This is a genomic window from Clostridium muellerianum (genome assembly GCF_012926525.1).
Taxonomy (GTDB): Bacteria; Bacillota; Clostridia; order Clostridiales; family Clostridiaceae; genus Clostridium_AM; species Clostridium_AM muellerianum.
On sequence record NZ_JABBNI010000001.1, the window covers coordinates 167042 to 189446 of the forward strand.

General features: G+C 30.1%; 17 protein-coding genes and 1 pseudogene. All 18 read left to right on the forward strand.

What is annotated here, in order from left to right; translation table 11 throughout:
• Nucleotides 1–28 precede the first annotated feature (28 nt).
• Nucleotides 29–1228, forward strand: coding sequence for a PAS domain-containing protein (locus HBE96_RS26080; RefSeq protein WP_243186789.1), 1200 nt, complete (start codon nt 29–31; stop codon nt 1226–1228).
• Nucleotides 1229–1386: 158 nt separating this feature from the next.
• Entirely contained in the window at nt 1387–2154 is a 768-nt protein-coding gene (locus tag HBE96_RS26085) for a sensor histidine kinase (protein WP_243186790.1), read from the forward strand.
• Between the two features lie 944 nt (nt 2155–3098).
• Nucleotides 3099–4163 (forward strand): undecaprenyldiphospho-muramoylpentapeptide beta-N-acetylglucosaminyltransferase, encoded by a 1065-nt coding sequence (locus tag HBE96_RS00750; RefSeq protein ID WP_169295858.1) that lies wholly within the window; start codon nt 3099–3101, stop codon nt 4161–4163.
• Nucleotides 4164–4603: 440 nt separating this feature from the next.
• Nucleotides 4604–8107, forward strand: a pseudogene (gene nifJ, locus HBE96_RS00755) (pyruvate:ferredoxin (flavodoxin) oxidoreductase).
• 137 nt (nt 8108–8244) lie between these two features.
• Nucleotides 8245–8610, forward strand: a complete 366-nt coding sequence (locus tag HBE96_RS00760) for a DUF1292 domain-containing protein (RefSeq protein ID WP_169295859.1) — start codon at nt 8245–8247, stop codon at nt 8608–8610.
• A gap of 213 nt (nt 8611–8823) precedes the next feature.
• Complete coding sequence (locus HBE96_RS00765) at nt 8824–9465, forward strand: HAD-IB family hydrolase (protein ID WP_169295860.1); 642 nt, start codon at nt 8824–8826, stop codon at nt 9463–9465.
• Between the two features lie 196 nt (nt 9466–9661).
• Nucleotides 9662–10501, forward strand: coding sequence for an aminotransferase class IV (locus HBE96_RS00770; RefSeq protein ID WP_169295861.1), 840 nt, complete (start codon nt 9662–9664; stop codon nt 10499–10501).
• Between the two features lie 837 nt (nt 10502–11338).
• Nucleotides 11339–13297 (forward strand): flagellar assembly protein A, encoded by a 1959-nt coding sequence (locus HBE96_RS00775; protein ID WP_169295862.1) that lies wholly within the window; start codon nt 11339–11341, stop codon nt 13295–13297.
• A gap of 85 nt (nt 13298–13382) precedes the next feature.
• Nucleotides 13383–13829: a chemotaxis protein CheW gene (locus tag HBE96_RS00780; RefSeq protein ID WP_169295863.1), complete on the forward strand. Its 447-nt coding sequence runs from the start codon at nt 13383–13385 to the stop codon at nt 13827–13829.
• Between the two features lie 25 nt (nt 13830–13854).
• Nucleotides 13855–14343, forward strand: a complete 489-nt coding sequence (locus HBE96_RS00785) for a chemotaxis protein CheD (RefSeq protein ID WP_169295864.1) — start codon at nt 13855–13857, stop codon at nt 14341–14343.
• A gap of 51 nt (nt 14344–14394) precedes the next feature.
• Nucleotides 14395–15471 carry a protein-glutamate methylesterase/protein-glutamine glutaminase gene (locus HBE96_RS00790; RefSeq protein WP_169295865.1) on the forward strand — a complete coding sequence of 359 codons (1077 nt, stop codon included), beginning with the start codon at nt 14395–14397 and terminating at the stop codon, nt 15469–15471.
• Between the two features lie 5 nt (nt 15472–15476).
• Complete coding sequence (locus tag HBE96_RS00795) at nt 15477–16244, forward strand: CheR family methyltransferase (RefSeq protein ID WP_169295866.1); 768 nt, start codon at nt 15477–15479, stop codon at nt 16242–16244.
• Between the two features lie 13 nt (nt 16245–16257).
• A complete protein-coding gene (locus HBE96_RS00800; protein ID WP_169295867.1) occupies nt 16258–18312 on the forward strand; it encodes a chemotaxis protein CheA in 2055 nt (684 codons plus the stop codon).
• Between the two features lie 15 nt (nt 18313–18327).
• Nucleotides 18328–18930, forward strand: a complete 603-nt coding sequence (locus HBE96_RS00805; RefSeq protein ID WP_169295868.1) for a chemotaxis protein CheC — start codon at nt 18328–18330, stop codon at nt 18928–18930.
• 41 nt (nt 18931–18971) lie between these two features.
• A complete protein-coding gene (locus tag HBE96_RS00810; protein ID WP_169295869.1) occupies nt 18972–19331 on the forward strand; it encodes a response regulator in 360 nt (119 codons plus the stop codon).
• A 274-nt stretch (nt 19332–19605) separates the two neighbouring features.
• Entirely contained in the window at nt 19606–20004 is a 399-nt protein-coding gene (locus HBE96_RS00815; RefSeq protein ID WP_169295905.1) for a chemotaxis protein CheW, read from the forward strand.
• 30 nt (nt 20005–20034) lie between these two features.
• On the forward strand, nt 20035–21033 hold the full coding sequence (gene fliM / locus HBE96_RS00820) for a flagellar motor switch protein FliM (protein WP_169295870.1): 999 nt from the start codon (nt 20035–20037) through the stop codon (nt 21031–21033).
• Nucleotides 21026–22210 carry a flagellar motor switch phosphatase FliY gene (gene fliY / locus HBE96_RS00825; protein ID WP_169295871.1) on the forward strand — a complete coding sequence of 395 codons (1185 nt, stop codon included), beginning with the start codon at nt 21026–21028 and terminating at the stop codon, nt 22208–22210. The genes fliM and fliY overlap by 8 nt, the downstream gene beginning before the upstream one ends.
• Nucleotides 22211–22405 lie beyond the last annotated feature (195 nt).

A 22405-nucleotide genomic window follows, 5' to 3' on the forward strand; every position in this document is an offset into this window, starting at 1 on the left:
TACTATAAATAGAAAAAGAGGAAATTTTATGTTAAACATAGAATTAATTTATGGGAATATGAATTATGATGGGGGAAATTTATTGATGGATAATTCTATAAGTGATATATTGAATGGTAGTAATTTAACAGAAAAGTTAATGGAAGTATTTCCGCATTTTTTATGTTTAACTAATGAAGGTGGGGACATTGTATACATTAATGAAAAAGGAGTAAATGCTTTACAAAATTACGAGGTAGGTCATTGTAAAAACTTTTTTGATATTTTGTGTAAATATAAAATTTTTACAGAAAACAACGAGGAAGTGAAAAAAGAAGATAATCCGCTGTACAAAGCTATAAATAATGGAGAAGATACAAAAAATAAAATATTTAAATTTAAATTTAATTCTAAATTTAAACATGTGTCAGTAACTTGTTTCCCTTCAATTAAAGAAAATAAAATAATAGGATCAGTTTTGATATTAGTAAGTACTGAAGACGATTATTTATATAATATAAAAATTAAAGATGAACGAAAAAAGTTTTTAGAACTGTCAACGGAATTGAAGACGAAATGTGACATTATAGAAATATTAAGAAATAGGGAAAAGCAGCACCTTATGCATTTGAAGGATGTTATAAATAATATTTCAGAAGGAATTATGGTTTTTGATACTAATGGAAAATTAAGTTTATGTAATAAGGCGGTTTTTAAGATATTGGACTTAAAAGCTATGGAATTGGTAAATCAAACTGCATTTTCACGAAAATATAAGGTAACTTATATTAATGACGATGGTGAAAAAAGTAATAAAACTTTTTATGATTATATTAGAATAAAGAAGGCCATGAAAAATGTGGTGTTTAAAATTAAAGACAGAGTTTCTTTTGAAATAAAGTATTTAGAGTTAAATATATCTCCTATATTAAATAAAAATAATGACATAATTTATACTATACTTACAATAAAAGATGTTACGGAATCAAAGCTTCATCAAATCAATGCAGAAGAACAAGCAGCTTTTATAAAAGATGTAGTAAATACTGTTGATGTGCCTATAGTGGATTATCCCGGAGTAACTTATAGGCTTATAAATAAGAAATATGAAAGTATAATGGGGTATAGTAATCATACAGAATTAGGTGGATCAGTTATTAATTGCGATGAGAACAATCCTAAATATGTAAACCACGATTTATACAAAATATTAGTTAATGTTGGTGAAAAAATAGACCATATGTTATAAGCCCTTATAAAGTAGAGGATATAAAAGGTGAAGAAAGGTTTTATAAAATAAAATTCACACCTTATAAAAATAAGAAATCTAACACAAGAATACATATTCATGGATCTGATATTACAGAGGAAATAAATCATAACATTGAGCTTGAAAAAATAACAAAGTTGAAGGATGAATTTTTTACTATAATTTCTCACGAATTAAGAACTCCATTAACTATAATTTGCTCATCTCTGCAATTAGCGTATGATGTTTATAGTGAAGAGATAACGCCTAACATGGATAAAACTCTTTCCAGAATTGACCAAAATTGCAGCAGATTATTAAAGCTCATTAATAATATATTAGATATATCTAAGGCTGAAGCAGGATTTTTAACTTTAAATAATTCGGATTTTGATATAGTATATGTAAGTGAAACTATTCTAAATTCTTCTAATTCTTATGCTGTAAGTAAAGATATAGAATTAGTTTTTGATACTGATGAAGAAGAAATTAATGTAACTTTAGATAAGGATAAATATGAAAAAATTTTGTTAAATCTTCTCTCAAATGCCATAAAATTTACACCTGGAGGAAGAAAAATTATAGTATCCTTAAGAAGCGAAAAAGAATATTTTTATTTAAGTGTAAAAGATTTTGGTATAGGTATAGATAATGATAAAATAAGTTGTATATTTGATAGATTTTCTCAAATAAACACTTCACTGTCTCGAAGAGCTGAGGGGACTGGTATTGGATTAGCTTTAGTTAAAAAGATTATAGAGCTAATGGAAGGAACTATTAAGGTAATAAGTGAAGTAGGAGAAGGTACAGAGTTTATAGTTAAATTGAGAAAAGTTAATGAAAAAGAAAATCATATAAATAACTACGCCATTTTAACAGATAACATAAATGATAGAATAAATATAGAGTTTTCAGATATAAATTAAAAAACATAGTTATTAGCATAATTAGAAATTCATCGGTTAATAATTTAATTTTTGATATATAAAATTTTAGCTTAATATGAGCAAATTGAGACACAAGTAACCGAAGGAACGTAACTGTATTCCGGCTGATACATGTTGTGCAGGAACACTCACTTCATTAAGAAGTTCTAATTGCTCGAGATAGTGAAAAATACCTACCTCTTCAAATGCGACGTCCTGTCGCTTTCAGAGCTTTTGCCGTCTTGGCAAAAATTACGGTATTTTTCAATATCTCAAGCAAAGAACTTCTAAAATTCGTTCGAATGTTCCTGCACAACATATATCAGCCTTCATACAGCTTAACGTTTATCCTTACTTCAGTCTACATAAATATTATTATACCTATTACCTTAAAAGCGTAGCTTTCATAATAATTATTTTTTATCTATATATTTTAAGTTAGTTATTGTAATCACAACTTAAGGCGTAGCCTGTAAGTAGTAAGTTTATTTCTAGTTTTAGATATATGTGTTATATAATGCATTATTTGACTCTCTTCAATCCTCGCGATTCTATTATACCAAAAGGAATATTTTTTGCTTTATGTGTCTATTCTGAAGGCTTTCGCCTGAATTTTTAAGGGCTAAATTATGAAATTATCAATATTAATATGTACAACTGAAGTTACTAGTTTTGATTTTAAATTTTACGTAGGGATATAGGATAAGCGTTTACTTAACTTTGAGCTTTAGACTAATTGAAAACATTTAGTAGTGAGTAAACGCTTATCCTATATCACGTAGTAAAATTTAAAATCAAAACTTTCACTGCACTTTGATTCGCATTTTTATATTACGAATTATATATAAGCTATAAGATTATGGACTAAATTATATGAAAGTAGTATTATATAAATTGAAAATATTAAATTCTATTATTTGGAATAAGTGTTGGGAGGAAAAGGTTTGAAAAAAATAATAATGACTGGCGGAGGTTCAGCTGGACATGTAACACCAAATCTTGCTTTAGTACCGAAATTAAAAGAATTAGGATATGAAATACAGTACATAGGAACTAAAGATGGAATAGAAAGAAAAATAATTGAACAAGAAGAAATTAAATATCATGTTATATCCAGTGGAAAACTTAGGAGATATTTTGATATAAAAAATTTTACAGATCCTTTTAAAGTATTAAAAGGAATATTTCAAGCAACTTTAATAATGAAAAAGGAAAAGCCTAATATGGTATTTTCTAAAGGTGGATTTGTAGCTGTCCCAGTAGTTATAGCAGCTCATTTGAATAAAATTCCAGTTATTGCTCATGAATCAGATATGACTCCAGGACTTGCCAATAGAATTTCAGCGCCTTACTGCACTAAAGTATGTGTAACTTTTCCTGAGTCTGTAAATAAGATAAAAGATAATAAAGCTGTACTTACTGGAACTCCTATAAGAGGAGAGTTACTACAGGGGAGTAAAATATTAGGACGTAAAATTTGTAAATTTGAACAGGATAAACCTATACTATTAATAATAGGAGGAAGTCTTGGATCAAAATTTATTAATGATGTTATAAGAGACGGCATAGATAAACTTTTAGAAAAGTATAATATTGTTCATATATGTGGAAAAGGAAATTTAGATAAAGAATTAGTAGAAAAAAAGGGATATAAACAATTTGAGTACATAAATGAAGAACTTCCACATATTATGAATGCAGCAGATATAGTTTTATCAAGAGCAGGTGCTAATGTAATATTTGAACTTTTAGCTTTGAAAAAGCCTAATATACTAATTCCGCTTTCAAAGAAATCTAGCAGAGGAGATCAAATTTTAAATGCAGCTTCTTTTGAAAAAAGTGGGTATAGCATTGTAATACAGGAAGAAGAATTAAGTGAAAGTATTTTAATAGAAAGTTTAGAAACATTGTGTAATAATAAAAATAAATATATAAACAGTATGGAAAATAGCACAGCTAAGAATGGAACTGAAGCTATAATAAGCACTATAGAAAAATACGCAAAATAAAAAAGCTGATAAAACAAATTGAACAGTTGGTAAAATATTAGAAAACAGTTTGTTAAAATCTCTGCTAGCTCAATGGTTCAAACAATCAAAACACTAGTACAGTAAAATAAAAATTGTTTAACAGTAAAAAAAGTTTTAAATTAATACTTGAATAAAAGCATGTTTATATAGTAATATGAAATAAGAGATTGATAATGTATAAAAAAGCTATTTAAATGGAGTTTTACAATAAAATGAATTTGTTGTATAGTAAAAATAGGGTTAACAGAAAAGTTTAAATTTAGTTAAATGAACAGGTATCAATTATAGTTTATTAGCTAAATATCAAGTTGGTAAACGATATAATTAAATTTATTAGTGGGGCTATAATTTAATATGCAGTTATTATCTGCATACTCTTTTTATAGATTTAAATATAAGAGAAAGAAGGGAAATTTTTTATGAGAAAAATGAAGACTATGGATGGAAACACAGCTGCAGCTCATATTTCATATGCATTTATTGATGTAGCAGCAATATTCCCTATAACACCATCATCACCAATGGCTGAGCATGTTGATGAATGGGTAGCACAAGGAAGAAAAAATATTTTTGGACAAACTGTAAAAGTTATGGAAATGGAATCAGAAGGTGGCGCAGCAGGCGCTGTTCACGGTTCATTACAAGCTGGTGCATTAACATCTACATATACTGCATCACAAGGTCTTTTACTTATGATACCTAATATGTATAAAATAGCTGGAGAACTTTTACCAGGAGTATTCCATGTATCAGCAAGAGCACTTGCTACAAATTCACTTAACATTTTTGGAGATCATCAAGACGTTATGGCTTGTAGGCAAACTGGTTTTGCAATGCTTGCAGAAAGTTCAGTACAACAAGTTATGGATCTTTCAGCTGTTGCTCACTTAGCAGCAATAAAAGGAAGAGTTCCTTTTTTAAATTTCTTTGATGGATTTAGAACTTCACATGAAGTACAAAAAATTGAAGTTTTAGAATATGATGAGTTAAAGAATTTAGTTGATATGGATGCTATAAGTGCATTTAGAAGAAGAGCATTAAATCCAGATCATCCAGTAACTCGTGGTACTGCTCAAAATGCAGATATATACTTCCAAGAAAGAGAAGTTTCAAATAAATATTATGAAGCAATTCCTGAAATAGTTGAAGGCTACATGGCTGAAATGACTAAATTAACAGGAAGAGAATATCACTTATTCAATTATTATGGAGCTCCAGATGCTGATAGAATAATAATAGCTATGGGTTCAGTATGTGATACAATTGAAGAAACAATAGATTACTTAACAGCTAAGGGAGAAAAAGTTGGTTTATTAACAGTTCATTTATATAGACCATTCTCATTAGATCATTTCTTTAAATATATACCAAAGACTGCAAAGAAAATAGCAGTTCTTGATAGAACTAAGGAACCAGGTTCAATAGGAGAACCTTTATTCTTAGATGTTAAGAATGCATTCTATGGAAAAGAAGAACAACCAGTAATAGTTGGAGGAAGATTTGGATTAGGTTCAAAAGATCCTGTACCAGCTCACATTCTTCCAATATTTGAAAACTTAAAATTAGAAAATCCTAAGAATGGATTTACAATTGGTATAGTTGATGATGTAACTAATACTTCATTACCAGTTGGAGAAGATATAGATACAACACCAGAAGGAACTAAAGCTTGTAAGTTCTGGGGTCTTGGATCAGATGGTACTGTTGGAGCAAACAAGAGTGCTATAAAGATTATCGGAGACAAAACAGACATGTATGCTCAAGGATATTTCTTCTATGACTCAAAGAAATCAGGTGGAATAACAGTTTCACACTTAAGATTTGGTAAGACTCCAATTAAGTCACCATACTTAATAAATAAAGCTGATTTCGTAGCTTGTCATAATCAATCATATGTTTACAAATATAATGTATTAGAAGGATTGAAAAAAGGCGGTAAGTTCTTATTAAATACTATCTGGACTCCAGAAGAAGTAGAAGCACATTTACCAGCTTCATATAAGAAATTCATAGCTGAAAATAACATTGAATTCTATACACTAAATGCTGTTAAAATAGCTCAAGAAATTGGTCTTGGCGGAAGAATCAACATGATAATGCAATCAGCATTCTTTAAACTTTCTAACGTTATTGCGGTTGATGATGCTATCAAATACTTAAAAGATGCAGTTGTAACTTCTTATGGTAAGAAGGGACAAAAAGTTGTTGATATGAACAATGCTGCTATCGATAAGGGTGTTGAATCAATAGTTAAGATAGAAGTTCCAGCTTCATGGGCTAATTTAGAAGAAGAAGCTGCTGCAACTACAGAAATTCCAGAATTCATCAAAAAGATTGTTAACCCAATGAACAGACAAGAAGGAGACAAACTTCCTGTAAGTGCATTTGTAGGAATGGAAGATGGTACATTCCCACAAGGAACTGCTGCTTATGAAAAGAGAGGCGTAGCTATAAGCGTTCCAGAATGGCAAATGGACAAGTGTATACAATGTAACCAATGTGCATTTGTATGTCCACATGCTGCAATAAGACCAGTTCTTGCTACTGAAGCAGAAGTTGCTGCTGCACCAGCAGGATTTGAAGCTAAAGATGCAACAGGAGCTAAGGGACTTAAATTCCATATGGCTGTATCACCACTTGATTGTTTAGGATGTGGAAACTGTGCTGACATCTGTCCAGCTAAAGAAAAGGCTCTTGTTATGAAGCCTCTTGATACACAATTAGAAAAGACTGCTGCATGGGATTATGCTATAACAGTATCACATAAAGAAAACCCAGCTAATAAATTCTCTGTAAAGGGAAGCCAATTTGAACAACCATTACTTGAGTTCTCAGGTTCATGTGCAGGTTGTATGGAAACTTCATACGCTAAAGTTGTAACTCAATTATTTGGTGACAGAATGATGATAGCTAATGCTACTGGATGTTCATCAATTTGGGGAGCATCAGCACCAGCAACTCCATACACTAAGAACTACAGATGACATGGTCCATCATGGGCTAACTCATTATTTGAAGATAATGCTCAATTTGGTCTTGGAATGTTCCTTGGAGTTGAACAATTAAGAGATAAATTAGCTATGACTGTAAAAGAAGTATTAGGCGGAAATGCAAGTGCAAACTTAAAGACAGCTCTTCAAGAATGGTTAGACAACATGAATGTTGGAGAAGGTTCAAGAGAAAGAGCTGATAAGGTAATAGCTGCAATCGAAGCTGAAAATTGTGACTGCGGTTTAGTAAAAGAAATATATGAAAATAAAGATTTCTTAGTTAAGAGATCACATTGGATATTCGGTGGAGACGGATGGTCTTATGATATCGGATATGGTGGATTAGATCATGTTCTAGCATCAGGAGAAGATGTAAATGTATTTGTATTTGATACAGAAGTTTACTCAAATACAGGTGGACAATCATCAAAAGCAACTCCAGCAGCTGCTATAGCTAAATTTGCAGCTAGTGGTAAGAAGACTAAGAAAAAAGATCTTGGTATGATGGCTATGAGTTATGGATATGTATATGTAGCACAAGTTTCTATGGGTGCTGATAAGAACCAATTAATAAAAGCTTTAGCTGAAGCAGAAGCATATCCAGGACCATCATTAATAATCGGTTACTCACCATGTATCAACCACGGCTTAAAAGCCAGCATGGGTAAGAGTCAATTAGAATCTAAGAAAGCTGTTGAATGTGGATATTGGGGATTATACAGATATAATCCAACATTAAAAGAACAAGGCAAGAACCCATTTGTATTAGATTCAAAAGAACCAACTGGAGATTTCAAGGCGTTCTTAATGGGCGAAGTAAGATATGCTTCACTTGCTAAGCAATTCCCAGAAGCTGCAGATGCATTATTTGAGAAAACTCAAAAAGATGCTATGGAAAGACTTGCAGGATATAAAGAACTTGCAGCAAAATAATATAAGAAAAAGAAGTGCTTAGGCACTTCTTTTTTAGTTAATAGTTAATTATTTAAAATATAAATAAAAAAAGCTTTTAAAATTAGCTAATTAAGGGTACAATTAGAACATAACATATTTAAGGAGGATTTTTATTTATGGATAAAGAGAATTTACATGACTGCGGTTGTGGTTGTAATGATGAAGGTTGTGGATGCGGAGAACATGAGCATGAACATAATGATGATTGTGGATGCGGTTGCGGCTGCGGAGAACATGAAAATTTAATAGTTGATTTAGAAGATGAAAACGGAAATACAGTTCCATGTGAAGTAGTTGATGGATTTGAATATAAAAATAATGAATATGCTATAGTACAGCATCCAGAAAATGGAGCAGTATATTTATTTAAAGTAGTAGGTGAAGGTGAAGAAGGAGAACTTGTAATTCCTGATGATAAAGAGTTCGAAGAAGTATCAGCTTACTATGAAAATATGGTAGAAAACGAACATAATCAACAATAATAAACATAAATACTTGGTTTTAGCTAGGGTTTAAATGCAACTGAAGCTTAAAAATTTTCATGTATTAGTTAAAATTTTAAATTAGATTAAATAAAAGAAAGCCGTTGCAGTAATGCATTGGCTTTCTTTATTAACTTAACTTTTGTAGCTTAAGCACATTGCGAAGCAAAGCTTTCAAAGTTAAGAGTTACTAACTAGAAAGGTAGTGTTATTTTGGAGAAATTAGCCATTTTTGATGTAGACTATACTTTAACAAAACGAGAAACTCTTATGGAATTTTATTTATTTATGTTAAAGAAAGAACCTAAACTCATAAGACATCTTCCAAGAAGTCTTGTATCGGTGTTTTTTTATGTATCTAAAATATTAGATGCAGGCAAAGCTAAGGAAAATTTTATATCATTTATAGATGGAATAGAAGAAGTTAGAATGAAGAAAATAGTTGAAGAATTTTATAGAACTAGATTGAGCAAAATATTCTATAAAGATGCTATGAATACTATGAAAAAATTAAAATCTGAAGGGTGTAAAATATATTTAATATCAGCATCAGCAGAATTTTATCTGGATGAATTGTATAATATAAAAGAAGTAGATATGGTTATAGGTACAAGATTTACCTGTGAAAATGGTAAATATAGAAGAAAGATTGTAGGAGAAAATTGTAAAGGAGAAGAAAAAGTAAAAAGGCTTAAGGAAGTTTTAAAAAAAGAAAATATAGAAGTAGATTTTAAAAACTCATATATGTTTTCGGATTCACTATCAGACATGCCTCTTTTTAACTTAGTGGGGAATCCGTTTCTTATTAATTATAAAAAGGGACATGACAAAATACAGATATTGAACTGGAAGTAAATGAGAGTTAAGAATTAATAAGAGACAGTTAGAGTAGTACTTTTTCATAAAAAACTTTGAATAAATTTTTAATAGCTTGAATTTTAGGTTTAAAATCATATAAAAAAAGTGCACTTAGTTCTATATTTTACTAATTATATACTTTTGTGGTATAATAATTGTTATAAAATAAAAATTATTAAATGGAGTGATTTTAATGAATGAATGCTTTAATAAGTATTTTATATACAATTCTGAAATAAAAAATTCTGAAGAATTCGATGATGCCATGTTAAATAAAGGTAAATCTTTATACGAAGTTATAAGAATAATAGATGGCAAACCTTTATTTTTAGATAGACATTTAAATAGAATGGATAATTCATCAAAAATATCAAAACTAAGTTTATGGCTTAATAAAAAGCGTGTAGAAGAAAAAATATTGCAATTAATAAAAATAAATGGTGTTGATTCAGGCAATATAAAATTTTTATTTAATTTTCAAGAAGATGTATTAAAAAAAGAACAAAATAAGACTTTTATGTGTTATTTTGTAAAACATCATTATCCTTTTAAAGAAGATTACGAAAATGGAGTAGATACGATACTTTATCACGGAGAAAGAAATAATCCTAATGCAAAAATTATAAATTCAGATTTTAGATCTATGGTGGATAAGGAAATAGTGGCTAAAAGTGCTTTTGAAGCTATATTAGTAGATCGAAATGGTAATATAACCGAAGGTAGCAAATCTAATATATTCATGATTAAAAATAATAGTGTCTTAACAGCACCTCTTGAAGATGTTTTACCAGGGGTTACTAGAAATGTTATAATGGACTTATGTAAGGATTTAGGCATTGAATTAAAAGAAGAAAAAATTAATTATAATAATTTAGAAAGTTTAGAAGCTCTATTCATATCAGGCACTTCTCCAAAAGTTTTACCTATAAAATCTATAGATAAAATGAATTTTAATTCTGCAAAAAATGAAATGGTTCTCAAAATAATGAAAGCATACGATGAAGCAGTTAAAAAGGATATTTTAAGTATATGAAAGAAAATAACAAGTAAAAGATGTTAGTATATTTTGCGATTGACAAGGAAAAGCAGGTTCCACTGATGGTTGTTTTATCAAAGGGTTTTGTTGACGCAGTATGACGCAAAATATACTAACTGGCTTCCTAGTTATTTTTGAATATGCCTTAAGTTAAAAAATATTTTATTAAAATTATGAATAGAGTTTTTAGTAATACATCTAGCAGTAATATTAAGCTTAAAAGCAAAAAAAGACTTATGCTTTTAAGCTTATTTTTATCTTATGAATATTTATTTGTTATATGGTTTTTTAGAATAAGATAAAATGTTTATATACATATAACAATATAAGTTATATAATAAGAGAAAAGTACAATTATGGGTATTTATGGCACATGTTTTCTAATAATTAAGATTTTAAGAGTTTTTTTCTTAGGGAGGAAGAGAGTTATATTAAAGTTTAATATTTTTTCTAAATATACATTCTTATATGTTGTGTAATATTTTTGAAATTAAGGAAGGTTTAATTGAGATAGGTGAAAGTAGGCATCTACAAAGTTCAATATATCTATTACAGTTTATAGAAAATTATTATGGATATTCAAACTAAAAGTTGTATCATTAAATGTAAAGTATAACAAAAAAGTGTAAAATTCATTTTTATACAAAATACATCATAATAAGTATTTTATACCATAGTTTACCCATGTTATAATAAATACATATAGAACTTTGAAATTTAAGAAGTTTTATGTAATACAAATATTACATAAAGAGAAAAGAAAATGAAACGATAATATTAAGAACCTTTAGAATTTAAAAAGTATTTAGGTTATATATAATAGGGGGGAAATTAATGAAAAAGATATATGAGGAGTCCTCATTAGAAAAAAGTATAAAAAAGGCCTGCAATGAATTTGGTGTGACTGAGGAACAAGTAAAATATAAAATTTTAGATGAGAAGAAACATTTGTTTATGAGAAAGTTAGTTGTTGAAATAGAGATTTTAGATGATGTGAAGGCTGAAAATGTCCAAATTAATGATGAAGAATTATATATAGATAAAAAAGATGGCACTGTAAAAATATTGAATGGTAAAGTAGTGGTTAAAAACCCTGAAGAAGGAGGAGCACCTGCATCTATAGCAGTAAGTGATAGCATAAAGGTAATAGTAGATGGCGAGGAAGTTAAGGGTAAAAAAGAAGTTTTTAAAGAAAATAAAATAGAAGTTTTTTTTCCGGAAGGTAAAGCCTATAGAGAACTAAAAATTAATTTATCCGATGATTTAATGGAAGCGTATGCAAGTATTGTATATAAACCTGAAAATGTATTTAAATTGAAAGATTGTGAAGAAACTACAATGGCAGTTTTAAAAACTGAGGTTGTTAAACAAAATTTTCCACCAAAGTATAAAGTTGAAGAACTTAAGCAAGAATTAAACAACAATAATGTAGTATATGGTATAATAGAAGAAAATTTGAGATCATGTGTAGAAAATCCGTGTAAAAACTATCTAGTTGCTAAAGGTGATCAGATACAAAACGGAAAAGATGATTTTGTGGAAGTAAAATTTCAGACCGATGCAGATTTGAAAAAATTGAAGGAAGATAAAGTTGGAAATATAGACTTTAAAAGTATAGGTTCTGTAGCAGCAGTGGAAAAAGGAGATTTAATAGCTGAGAGGCATCCTGGGGATGGTGGAAAAGATGGATGTGATGTTGCTGGAAAAATAAAAAAGCATAAACCAGGAAAAAAATTAAAATTAAAAGCAGGAGAAGGATGCACTACTAGTGATAATTTAATATTTTCAACTAGATCAGGAAAACCATGTGTAAAAAGCAATACCTTTTATGTTTATCAAGTTCATGAAATTAGAAGTGATGTGGATTTGAAAACAGGTAATATAAAGTTTATGGGAGATATAATCGTATATGGTAGTGTAAAAGAAGGAATGCAAATAGAGTGTGGAAACTCCTTAATTATAGAAAAGGATGTAGAAAGAGCTGATATAAAATCAATTGGAGATATAAGTGTAAAAGGTAATGTTATTGCTGGTAAAATATTTGCTGGTGGTGAGGATGTTGCAAAAATTAAATGCATAAAAGACTTACAAACTTTTAAAGAAACATTAACCAATTTAATATCAGCAGTAGAAGAAATAAGAAAGTTTAACCTTTTAGGTCCTGATAAGAAAGATGGAGAAATAATAAAGATTCTTATAGAAAACAAATTTAAAACATTTTCAAAGCTATGTATAAATGTTGTTGCAGATTTAAATATGCAGCGTGGTGATTATGATGAGGAAGGTTTAGTAAAACTTATAAGAACAAAGTTAATAGGAATAGCACCTGTTAGCATAGAACATTATTCAATATTACGTAAGATTATAGAAGCTGTAGAAGAAAAGTTGGTGATTTTAAATAATGATTTATCTATACCCGTAAATGTAAAACTGTCGTATTGCCAGGACTCAAATGTGCAAAGCTCAGGAGATATTGTTATATCTGGAAAGGGTGAGTATATATCTAATATTGCAGCTAATGGAAGTATATATTTTATGCAAGAGAGAAGCGTGGCTAGAGGTGGAAGCTTAAATGCTAAAGACGAAATTAAGTGTAGAATAGTTGGAAGTACAGCGGGAGTGTCCACAAAGTTAAAGGTGGAAAAGAGTGGACACATATGGATTGATGAAGCTTACCAAAATACGATATTCTTAGTAGGAAATAGAGAATATATTTTGGATACGCCAAGCAGAGGTGTACATGCATATCTAGATAGCAGCGGTGATATAGTTGTAGATAAGTTGAAGCTTTAAAAAATTATAATTATTATTGATGAATACACAGATTTTGTAAGATTTTACACTGAATTTAATAAAATGGGGAGGAGTTATCAAAAAAATGGATAGTAAAGAAGCTAAAATATTAATATTCAGCATAAATGGAGAAGAATATGCTACAGATATTATGGAAGTGGAAAGAATTTTGGGATATGAACAGCCAACTAAGATTCCTGATTCTCCGGCGTTTGTAGAAGGAGTAATAAATTATGAAGGAGATGTACTGCCTGTAATATCTTTAGCTAAAAGATTCAATTTGCAGGAAGAAGAAAAAAATGATAATGCCAAAATAATAGTGTCAAAGCAAAAAAATAATAAGTTCGGCATAGTTGTTCATGTGGTATCAGAAGTTAGAAATATACATGAAAATGAAATAGAAGATCCACCTGAAATAGCAGTAGGAATTTCAAAAAGGTATATAAAAGGTTTGGTAAAAATAAAAGGACAAATAATTATATTGCTGGATCTTGGAAATATATTAACAGAGGATGAAAAAAAGCTTATTTAATTTATGAAATGAAAGGTGTATATTTATGGAGATAAAAGAGATAAAAGTAGGAATTGCAGATTTAAATACAGCTTTTTCTCCTGACAGAATAATAACTGTAGGGTTGGGTTCTTGTATAGGAATAGCCATATATGATGCAACAAAGTCTTTAGGTGGACTTGCTCATATAATGCTTCCTGATAGTACTCAATTTAATAACGTAACAAATCCGTTAAAGTTTGCTGATTTAGCAGTTCCTATATTGATAGAAAAATTAGAAAAGTTAGGTGCATCAAGACGAAACCTCAAAGCAAAAATAGCTGGAGGAGCTTCTATGTTTAACTTTTCAGATAAAAGTATGATAATGGATATTGGAAATAGAAATGGTATAGCAGTAAAAAATGCTTTAAAAGAATATTCAATACCTTTAATTGGAGAGGATATTGGAGGAAACAAAGGCAGAACTATGATACTTGATAATAGTGATGGAGCTGTAACCATTAAAACAGTTGGAATGGGAGTAAGAGAACTTTAATTTGTTGGTAAATGTGCCATAAGCTTAAGTTAAAAAAGAGGTGATGGTAATTTGAGTAAAGTTAAAGTTTTGGTCGTGGATGATTCTGCTTTAATGAGAAAATTTATATCAGATATGATAAATGAAGAATCTGATATGGAGGCTATGGATATTGCAAGGAATGGAGAAGATTTTTTAAATAAACTAGTACAAGGCAGCGTTCCAGATGTTATAACTTTGGATGTGGAAATGCCTAAGATAGATGGAATTACTGCATTAAAGAAGCTAAAAAAAATGAACATAAATATACCTGTAATAGTCTTAAGCAGTATTTCAAAGAGAGGACCTGAACTTACTATGGAATGTCTTGAAGCAGGAGCATTTGACTTTGTACCAAAGCCTTCTGGAACAATATCTCTTGACATAAATAAAATTAAAAATGAATTAGTTGAAAAAATAAGATTGGCATTTAAAAAGGGATTGCCAGAAGATCAAATGGTTGGAAAGGATATGCAGTTAGATAATAAATTTCAAACCGGAATAAAAGCTGAAATGAAAACAACTAGTAGACAAGGTAAAGTGGAAGCTGTAGTTATAGGAGCATCTACAGGTGGACCTAAGGCGATATATACAGTAGTTACAGCGCTACCAGAAAATTTAGGAGTTCCTGTGTTTGTAGTACAACATATGCCTGTAGGATTTACAAAGGCTTTTTCAGAAAGACTTAATTCGAATAGTAAAATACATGTAGTAGAAGCATCGGAGGGTATGGATATAAAAAAGGATACAGTATATGTAGCACAAGGTGGATTTCATATGGAAGTGGGATCAGATCATAAAATACATTTGAATACTGAGCCTCCTATATGGGGAGTACGTCCAGCTGTAGATAAATTATTTATTTCTGCCTCAAAAGTGTATGGATCTCAAATTGTAAGTGTAGTACTTACTGGCATGGGGAAAGATGGTGCTGAAGGAACTGTAGAAATTAAAAAAAAGGGGGGCTTAACTATAGCTGAAGATAAGTCTACTTGTACTATATATGGTATGCCAAAGGCAGCTTATGAAACTGGTATGGTAGATAAAGTATTGCCAATAGATAATGTAGCATATGAAATAATAAAAGTAGTATCAGGGATTGGGAGGTAGATTTTATGGATATGGACTATTTTGAGAAATGGGTGCTTAAGGAATTTAATATAAACCTATCTGCCTATAAATCAAACCAACTTCATAGAAGAATAAATAGTTTAATGTCAAGAGTAGGATCAAGCTCTATACAAGAATACATAGAACTATTAAAAAAGGATCCAGCGCAAAAACAAAAGTTTTTAGACTTTATAACTATAAATGTTTCAGAGTTTTTTAGAAATCCTGAAATATTTGAAGAACTTAAGGAAAAATTAAAAAGTGAGCTTTTAAAGAACAACAATTCTTTAAAAATATGGAGTGCAGCATGTTCTATAGGAGCAGAACCGTATTCTATAGCAATGTATTTAGATGAGGTTTCGCCTGGTGGTAGACATAAAATAATAGCAACGGATATAGATAATACTATAATTGAAAGAGCTAAAAAAGGTGAATATGTAGATTCAGAAATAAAAAATGTAAAAAAACAATATTTAGATAAATATTTTACACAAATGGGCGATAAATATACCATGAGTTCTAAAATAAAAAATATGGTAACTTTTAAAAAGCATGATTTAATACTTGAAAGCTATGATAAAGATTTTGATTTGATAGTATGTAGAAATGTAGTAATATATTTTAATCAGGATGTAAAAGATAATATTTACAAGAAATTTAGTGAATCGTTGAAAAAAGGTGGATTACTATTTGTAGGAGCCACCGAAAGTATATATAATTACAGAGATTATGGATTTGAAAAAGCTTCTACATTCATATATAGAAAGTTGTAAGGAGGGGATAAATATGGATACTTCACAATATATGTCCATGTTTCTTGAGGAATCTATGGACAACCTACAAACATTAAATGAATCATTACTTCAACTTGAACAGGAACCAGAGAATATAGATAAGCTAAATGAAATATTTAGGGTAGCTCATACAATAAAGGGTATGGCTGCTACTATGGGATTCAATGAAATGGCAGAACTTACTCACAAAATGGAAGATGTATTATCAGAATTTAGAGAAGGAAAGCTTAAAGTTACTCAAAAAGTTGTAACAGTTTTATTTAAATGTCTTGACACTTTGGAGCAGATGGTTAACAATATATCTGATGGAGTTGAAGATGAAGTTTCAATTGTTGATATAATGAGTGAACTTGAAACGATTAAAGAAATTGCAGATGAAAATTCAGAAGTAGAAAGTAATCCTGAAAAACCTGTAAATGAAGAAAAGAAAGATAGTAAGGCAGTTAATATAGAATTAAATGAATATGATATTAACGTAGTAAAACAGGCAGAAGATAAAGGCTTTAAGCCTTATCAATTAAAGATATTTTTAAGTGAAAATACACTTTTAAAATCTGCTAGGGCTTTCTTAATATTCAAAAATCTTGAAGATTTTGGTGAAATAATAAAATCTGTACCAAGCACAGAAGATATAGAAAATGAAAATTTTGATTTTGAAATTGATTTAATACTTTTATCTACTAAAGAGAAAGAGGAGATTCAAAATAGCCTAATGAATGTATCAGAGGTAGATAAGGTTAATATTGATGATGTGGATGTAAAACAAGAAAAGATAAGAAAAATAGAAGAAAATGCCAAAAATGAGGATGTAAAAGCTAAAGCTCAAGAACAGAAAACTGATATACAGCCAAAACCAGCAGCAACAAAAGCGCCAAGCAAAGCTGCCAGTAAGACGCCTCACAAAGAGGTTCATAAAAAGGCACATCAATCTGTAAGAGTAGATCTTGAAAGATTGGATAAGTTTATGAATATGGTTTCAGAGCTTGTTATTCATAGAACAAGATTAGAGCAAATAAGTAGTAATTATAAATTAAATGATTTAAATGAAACTTTAGAACAAGTAGCTAGAACTACATCAGATCTTCAAGACTTAGTTATGAAGATTAGAATGTTACCAGTAGATACTGTATTTAACAGATTTCCAAGAATGATAAGAGATCTTTCTGTGGAACTAGATAAGGAAATGGAACTTATTATTCAAGGTTCAGAAACTGAATTAGATAGAACTGTAATAGATGAGATAGGAGAACCTTTAATACATTTATTAAGAAATGCAGCAGATCATGGTGTTGAACCGAAGGAAGAAAGATTAGCTAAGGGTAAAAGTGAAGTTGGAAAGATAAGACTCATAGCTTATCAAGAAGGAACTAAAGCTGTAATAAAGGTAGAAGATGACGGTTCTGGAGTACCTGTAGATAAAGTAAAAGCTAAGGCAGAAAGATTAGGAATAAATACAGAAGGGATGTCTGATAATGATATAAGAAATTTAATCTTTATGCAGGGATTTAGTACTAATGAACAGGTTACAGATATTTCTGGTAGAGGAGTTGGTATGGATGTAGTAAAAACTAAGATATCGGCTCTTGGTGGTACAGTAGATTTAATAAGTGAAAAAGATAAAGGATCATCTTTTATAATAAGATTACCATTAACTCTTCAAATAATTCAAGCTTTACTTGTGGGGGTTGGAACTGAAACTATGGCTATATCTTTAGGATATATAGATAGAGTTATAGATTATAGTGATGACTTAGTTAAAATGACTAATAATAAAGAAGTTATAATACACAATGGAAATGTAACACCGCTTATAAGGTTAAGCAATAAGCTTAATATAAATAAAGATAGTAGTGTTAAAAAATATATAGTAATAGTAAAGGTTGGAGAAAAAACTGTAGGACTTATGGTAGATGGATTGTTTGGACAAAAGGAAATAGTTATAAAACCTCTTGGAAAAACACTTCAAGGCTTGAAAGAATATATAGGAGCAACAATACTTGGAGATGGGTTAGTAACATTAATACTAGACGTTGCTGCTTTAGTGTAGGGAGGTAAATAGTATATGAGCTATCAAGACATGACTCCATTACAGCTTGATGCACTAAGGGAAGTAGGAAATATAGGTACAGGAAATGCAGCTACAGCACTGTCGCAACTTATAAATAGAAAAGTGGATATGTCAGTTCCTGATATAAACATTGTACCTTTTGATGATATTTTTTCAAGTATAGGTGGAGATGAGATAGTTGTGGGAGTTATAGTAAGGGTTTTAGGTGAAGCACCAGGTAATATATTATTTGTATTTGAAAAAGATATTGCACTAAATTTAGTAGAAACCTTAACTGGAGAAAAAGAAGAATTTTTAAGTGAAATGGGTAACTCTGTAATATGTGAAATAGGCAATATAATATCTAGTTCATATATGAATGCTATATCAAGATTTACTGGACTTGCTATAATGCCTTCTGTTCCAGCAGTAAGTTATGATATGTTAGGAGCAATACTTTCTACAACATTTATAGAATCAGGACAGTTTGACGACTATGTGCTTGATATAGAAACCATGTTTGTTCAAAGTGATTCTGAAGTAGAAATAGGTGGGCACTTTTATTATGTACCAATGCCTGGTTCACTTGAGAAAATGTTAAGTGCATTAGGAGTTTAATAATAATAACAACAGGAGTAAATAGATTTGGAGGGAATAAAATGTCAAAAGTATTAATTGTTGATGATGCTGCTTTTATGAGAATGATGATAAAGGATATATTAGAAAAGAATGGGTTTGAAGTAATAGGAGAAGGAAATAATGGCCTAAAAGCTGTAGAATTGTATAAAAAGGAAAGACCAGATGTAGTAACTATGGATATAACTATGCCTGATATGGATGGAATAGAGGCTGTAAAAGCAATAAAGGCATTTGATCCAACAGCAAAAATAATAATGTGTTCAGCTATGGGACAGCAGACTATGGTTATGGATGCAATAAAAGCAGGCGCAAAAGATTTTATTGTAAAACCATTCCAAGCCGATAGAGTGCTTGAAGCTATTAAAAAAGTAATAGGGTAGCAAATTAAATTTTCAGTGACAGATGACAGTAAAAGTTATCTGTCACTTATAGAATTAGGAATTGAGAATAAAAAATTTATTTGTAAGATATAAAGGTCTTATAAATTTGAACGAGAATTTATTGAGTGATATTAAAATTTGTATTAAATTTTGCATTAATTCTCCATTCTAAATTTTATGTTCTCAATTAAGTTGTAATGGATAAAATTATAGATATGTTAAAAATGCTGCAGTAAAATATTGTTCAGCAGTTAACATTGGAGGTGTTTAAGTGATGCAGGTTGTTATATTTAAGTTAAACAATGAACAATTTGCAGTGAAAACTGCAAAGGTACAAAGTATAAATGATGCTATGGAAATAACAAAAGTTCCAAAGGCGCCAGCACATATAAAAGGACTCATAAATTTAAGAGGTAATGTAATATCACTTTTAGACATAAATCTTTTATTAGATGTATCAAAATCCGAAGAAAAACAGAACAATATAATTATCTTAGAAATGGAAGATGAATTAGTAGGAATAACTGTAGATCAAGTAGATGAAGTTTTAGAAGTGGAAGAAGAAATAATAGAAAAGAATAATGATGAAAAAAAAGCTTATATCGAAGGAGTTATAAATTTTAAAGATAGAATTGTGACACTTATAGATATAGATAAACTTCTTTCAAATTAGAAATTCTTTAATAAGAAATGAGGGAAGAGAATGGCAGATGTATTATCGCAGAGCGAAATAGATGCCCTTTTAGCTGCCTTGTCTGCTGGAGAGTTAACTCCAGATGAAGTACCAAAAGAAGAAGAAAAACAAAAAGTTAAACCTTATGATTTTAGAAGTCCTCAAAAGTTTTCAAAGGATCATATAAGGACACTTGAGCTTATTCATGATAACTATGCTAGAATAATTTCAAATTATTTAACTGCGCAGGTAAGAAGTAATGTAAAGGTAAAAATAGAGTCTGTACAGCAAATAACTTATGAAGAGTTTATTCATTCTGTGCCGAATCCCACAATTCTTACTGTATTTAAAATGCCACCTTTAAGTGGATCTGTATTGTTTGAAACAAATCCACAATTTTCTTTTGAAATAATAGATGTACTTTTAGGTGGAAAAGGAACAGGAAAGTATAAAACAAGAGAATTTACAGACATAGACAAGAATATTATGACGGTTATAAATACAGGGCTTATATCTAATTTGAAATTAGCTTGGGATGATGTGCTTGAAGTTAATACTGAAATAGAAGGTTTAGAAACTAATCCGGCATTAAATCAAACATTGGCACCAAATGAAGCAGTGGCATTAATAACTTTTTCTGTAGAAATGGGCAAAAGTAGTACTTTTATCAATATATGTATACCTTATTTAAGTATAGAAAAAGTATTAGATAAGCTCGTAGTACAATATTGGTTCCAGGATAGTAATAATGAAGGAATACTAGAGGAATCTAGAGCAAAATTAAGAGAAAGATTAAATATAGTAAATATGGGTCTTACTGCAGTATTAGGTTCTACTAATATTACTGTAGACGAGTTCTTAAGGTTAGGTGTAGGTGACGTGTTAACTTTAAATGATAAAACAAATACACCTATTAAGTTAATGGTGGAAGATAAACCATATTGTTATGGAAAACCAGGAGTGTTGGGGAAAAATATGGGGGTTCAGATACTAGATATTATAGATAAGGATGTGGAAAATTATGAGTAATGGGTTTCTTTCACAGGAAGAAATAGATGCACTTTTAAACGGTGGAGGCGATACACCACCTGAACCATCGGAAGAAACAAAAACTTCAGGGGAAACACCAGAAACGCCAGAATCATCAGATAAATCAGAGTTACCTGCATTAACAGATATAGAAAGAGATTTATTAGGTGAAATTGGTAATATATCTATGGGTTCTGCATCCACAGCACTTTCTACAATAATCAATCAACAGGTAAACATAACTACGCCAATAGTAAGTATGACTAGATTAAAGGACTTAAAGGATGAATTTGAAGTTCCCAATGTTGCTTTGGAGGTTAAGTATGTAAGTGGTATAGTTGGAGAAAATCTTCTTGTAATGAAAATTACAGATGCATCTGTAATTGCAAATCTCATGATGGGTGGGGATGGAAAGGTAGAAGAAGGCGCTAAAGAATTATCTGAAATAGAACTTAGTGCTGTGTCAGAGGCTATGAATCAAATGATAGGTTCTGCAGCTACATCCATGGCGACCATGTTTATGAGAGAAGTAAACATATCCCCACCTTTATCTACAATATGGAACGATTTAAAATCTCCTGTGGCTAAAGGTATATCAGAAGAAGAACCAATAGTTAAAGTATCCTTCTCCTTAGCAATAGGTGATTTGGTAGATAGTACTATAATGATGGGGCAAGAATCTCCTGAAGGAGAAACAATATCAAAGTCAGAACCACAAACGGTTCCATCACAGCAGACAGTGCCGCAGCAGAAAGTAGAACAAAGTCAACCACAGCAACAGCCACAGACACAATATCAGGCACCGCCACAACAAACTATATATGAGAAGCCTATAGAAAATCCGAATGTTCCCAAAGTTGAAGTTAAGCAAGCTTCATTTCAACCTTTGGGTACACCAAGTTCAAGTGCGGAAATGCCAAAGAATATAGATTTAATATTAGATGTACCTTTAGATATATCTGTAGTATTAGGAAGAACAAAAAAGAACATAAAGGACATATTAAATCTAGGAACAGGATCTTTAATAGAACTTGATAAATTAGCAGAAGAACCAGTAGAAATACTTGTAAATGGAAAAAAAGTAGCTTATGGTGAAGTAGTTGTGGTAGATGAAAATTTTGGCGTAAGAATAACAAGTATTATAAGCAGTGAAGATAGAATTAAATCTTTAAGATAATATAAGCAGCCTTAAAAGGGCTGTTTTTATTTTTTTTATAGGAATTTTCTATTTTTGTACAAAAAATATATTGCCAAGTATTTAACTTAAATTGTTAGCATATTATGGTGAAATATTACAATTAAGTGTATATAATCAAGGTTGATGCAAAAAAGACGTTTAAGAAAATACTTATATTCTATAGTAAATTTTAAT

Coding starts and splice junctions, on each gene's coding strand:
- HBE96_RS26080 (WP_243186789.1), top strand. CDS start 29: ATGTTAAACATAGAATTAATTTATGGGAATATGAATTATGATGGGGGA.
- HBE96_RS00760 (WP_169295859.1), top strand. CDS start 8,245: ATGGATAAAGAGAATTTACATGACTGCGGTTGTGGTTGTAATGATGAA.
- HBE96_RS00770 (WP_169295861.1), top strand. CDS start 9,662: ATGAATGAATGCTTTAATAAGTATTTTATATACAATTCTGAAATAAAA.
- HBE96_RS00775 (WP_169295862.1), top strand. CDS start 11,339: ATGAAAAAGATATATGAGGAGTCCTCATTAGAAAAAAGTATAAAAAAG.
- HBE96_RS00780 (WP_169295863.1), top strand. CDS start 13,383: ATGGATAGTAAAGAAGCTAAAATATTAATATTCAGCATAAATGGAGAA.
- HBE96_RS00785 (WP_169295864.1), top strand. CDS start 13,855: ATGGAGATAAAAGAGATAAAAGTAGGAATTGCAGATTTAAATACAGCT.
- HBE96_RS00795 (WP_169295866.1), top strand. CDS start 15,477: ATGGATATGGACTATTTTGAGAAATGGGTGCTTAAGGAATTTAATATA.
- HBE96_RS00800 (WP_169295867.1), top strand. CDS start 16,258: ATGGATACTTCACAATATATGTCCATGTTTCTTGAGGAATCTATGGAC.
- HBE96_RS00805 (WP_169295868.1), top strand. CDS start 18,328: ATGAGCTATCAAGACATGACTCCATTACAGCTTGATGCACTAAGGGAA.
- HBE96_RS00810 (WP_169295869.1), top strand. CDS start 18,972: ATGTCAAAAGTATTAATTGTTGATGATGCTGCTTTTATGAGAATGATG.
- HBE96_RS00815 (WP_169295905.1), top strand. CDS start 19,606: ATGCAGGTTGTTATATTTAAGTTAAACAATGAACAATTTGCAGTGAAA.
- fliM (WP_169295870.1), top strand. CDS start 20,035: ATGGCAGATGTATTATCGCAGAGCGAAATAGATGCCCTTTTAGCTGCC.
- fliY (WP_169295871.1), top strand. CDS start 21,026: ATGAGTAATGGGTTTCTTTCACAGGAAGAAATAGATGCACTTTTAAAC.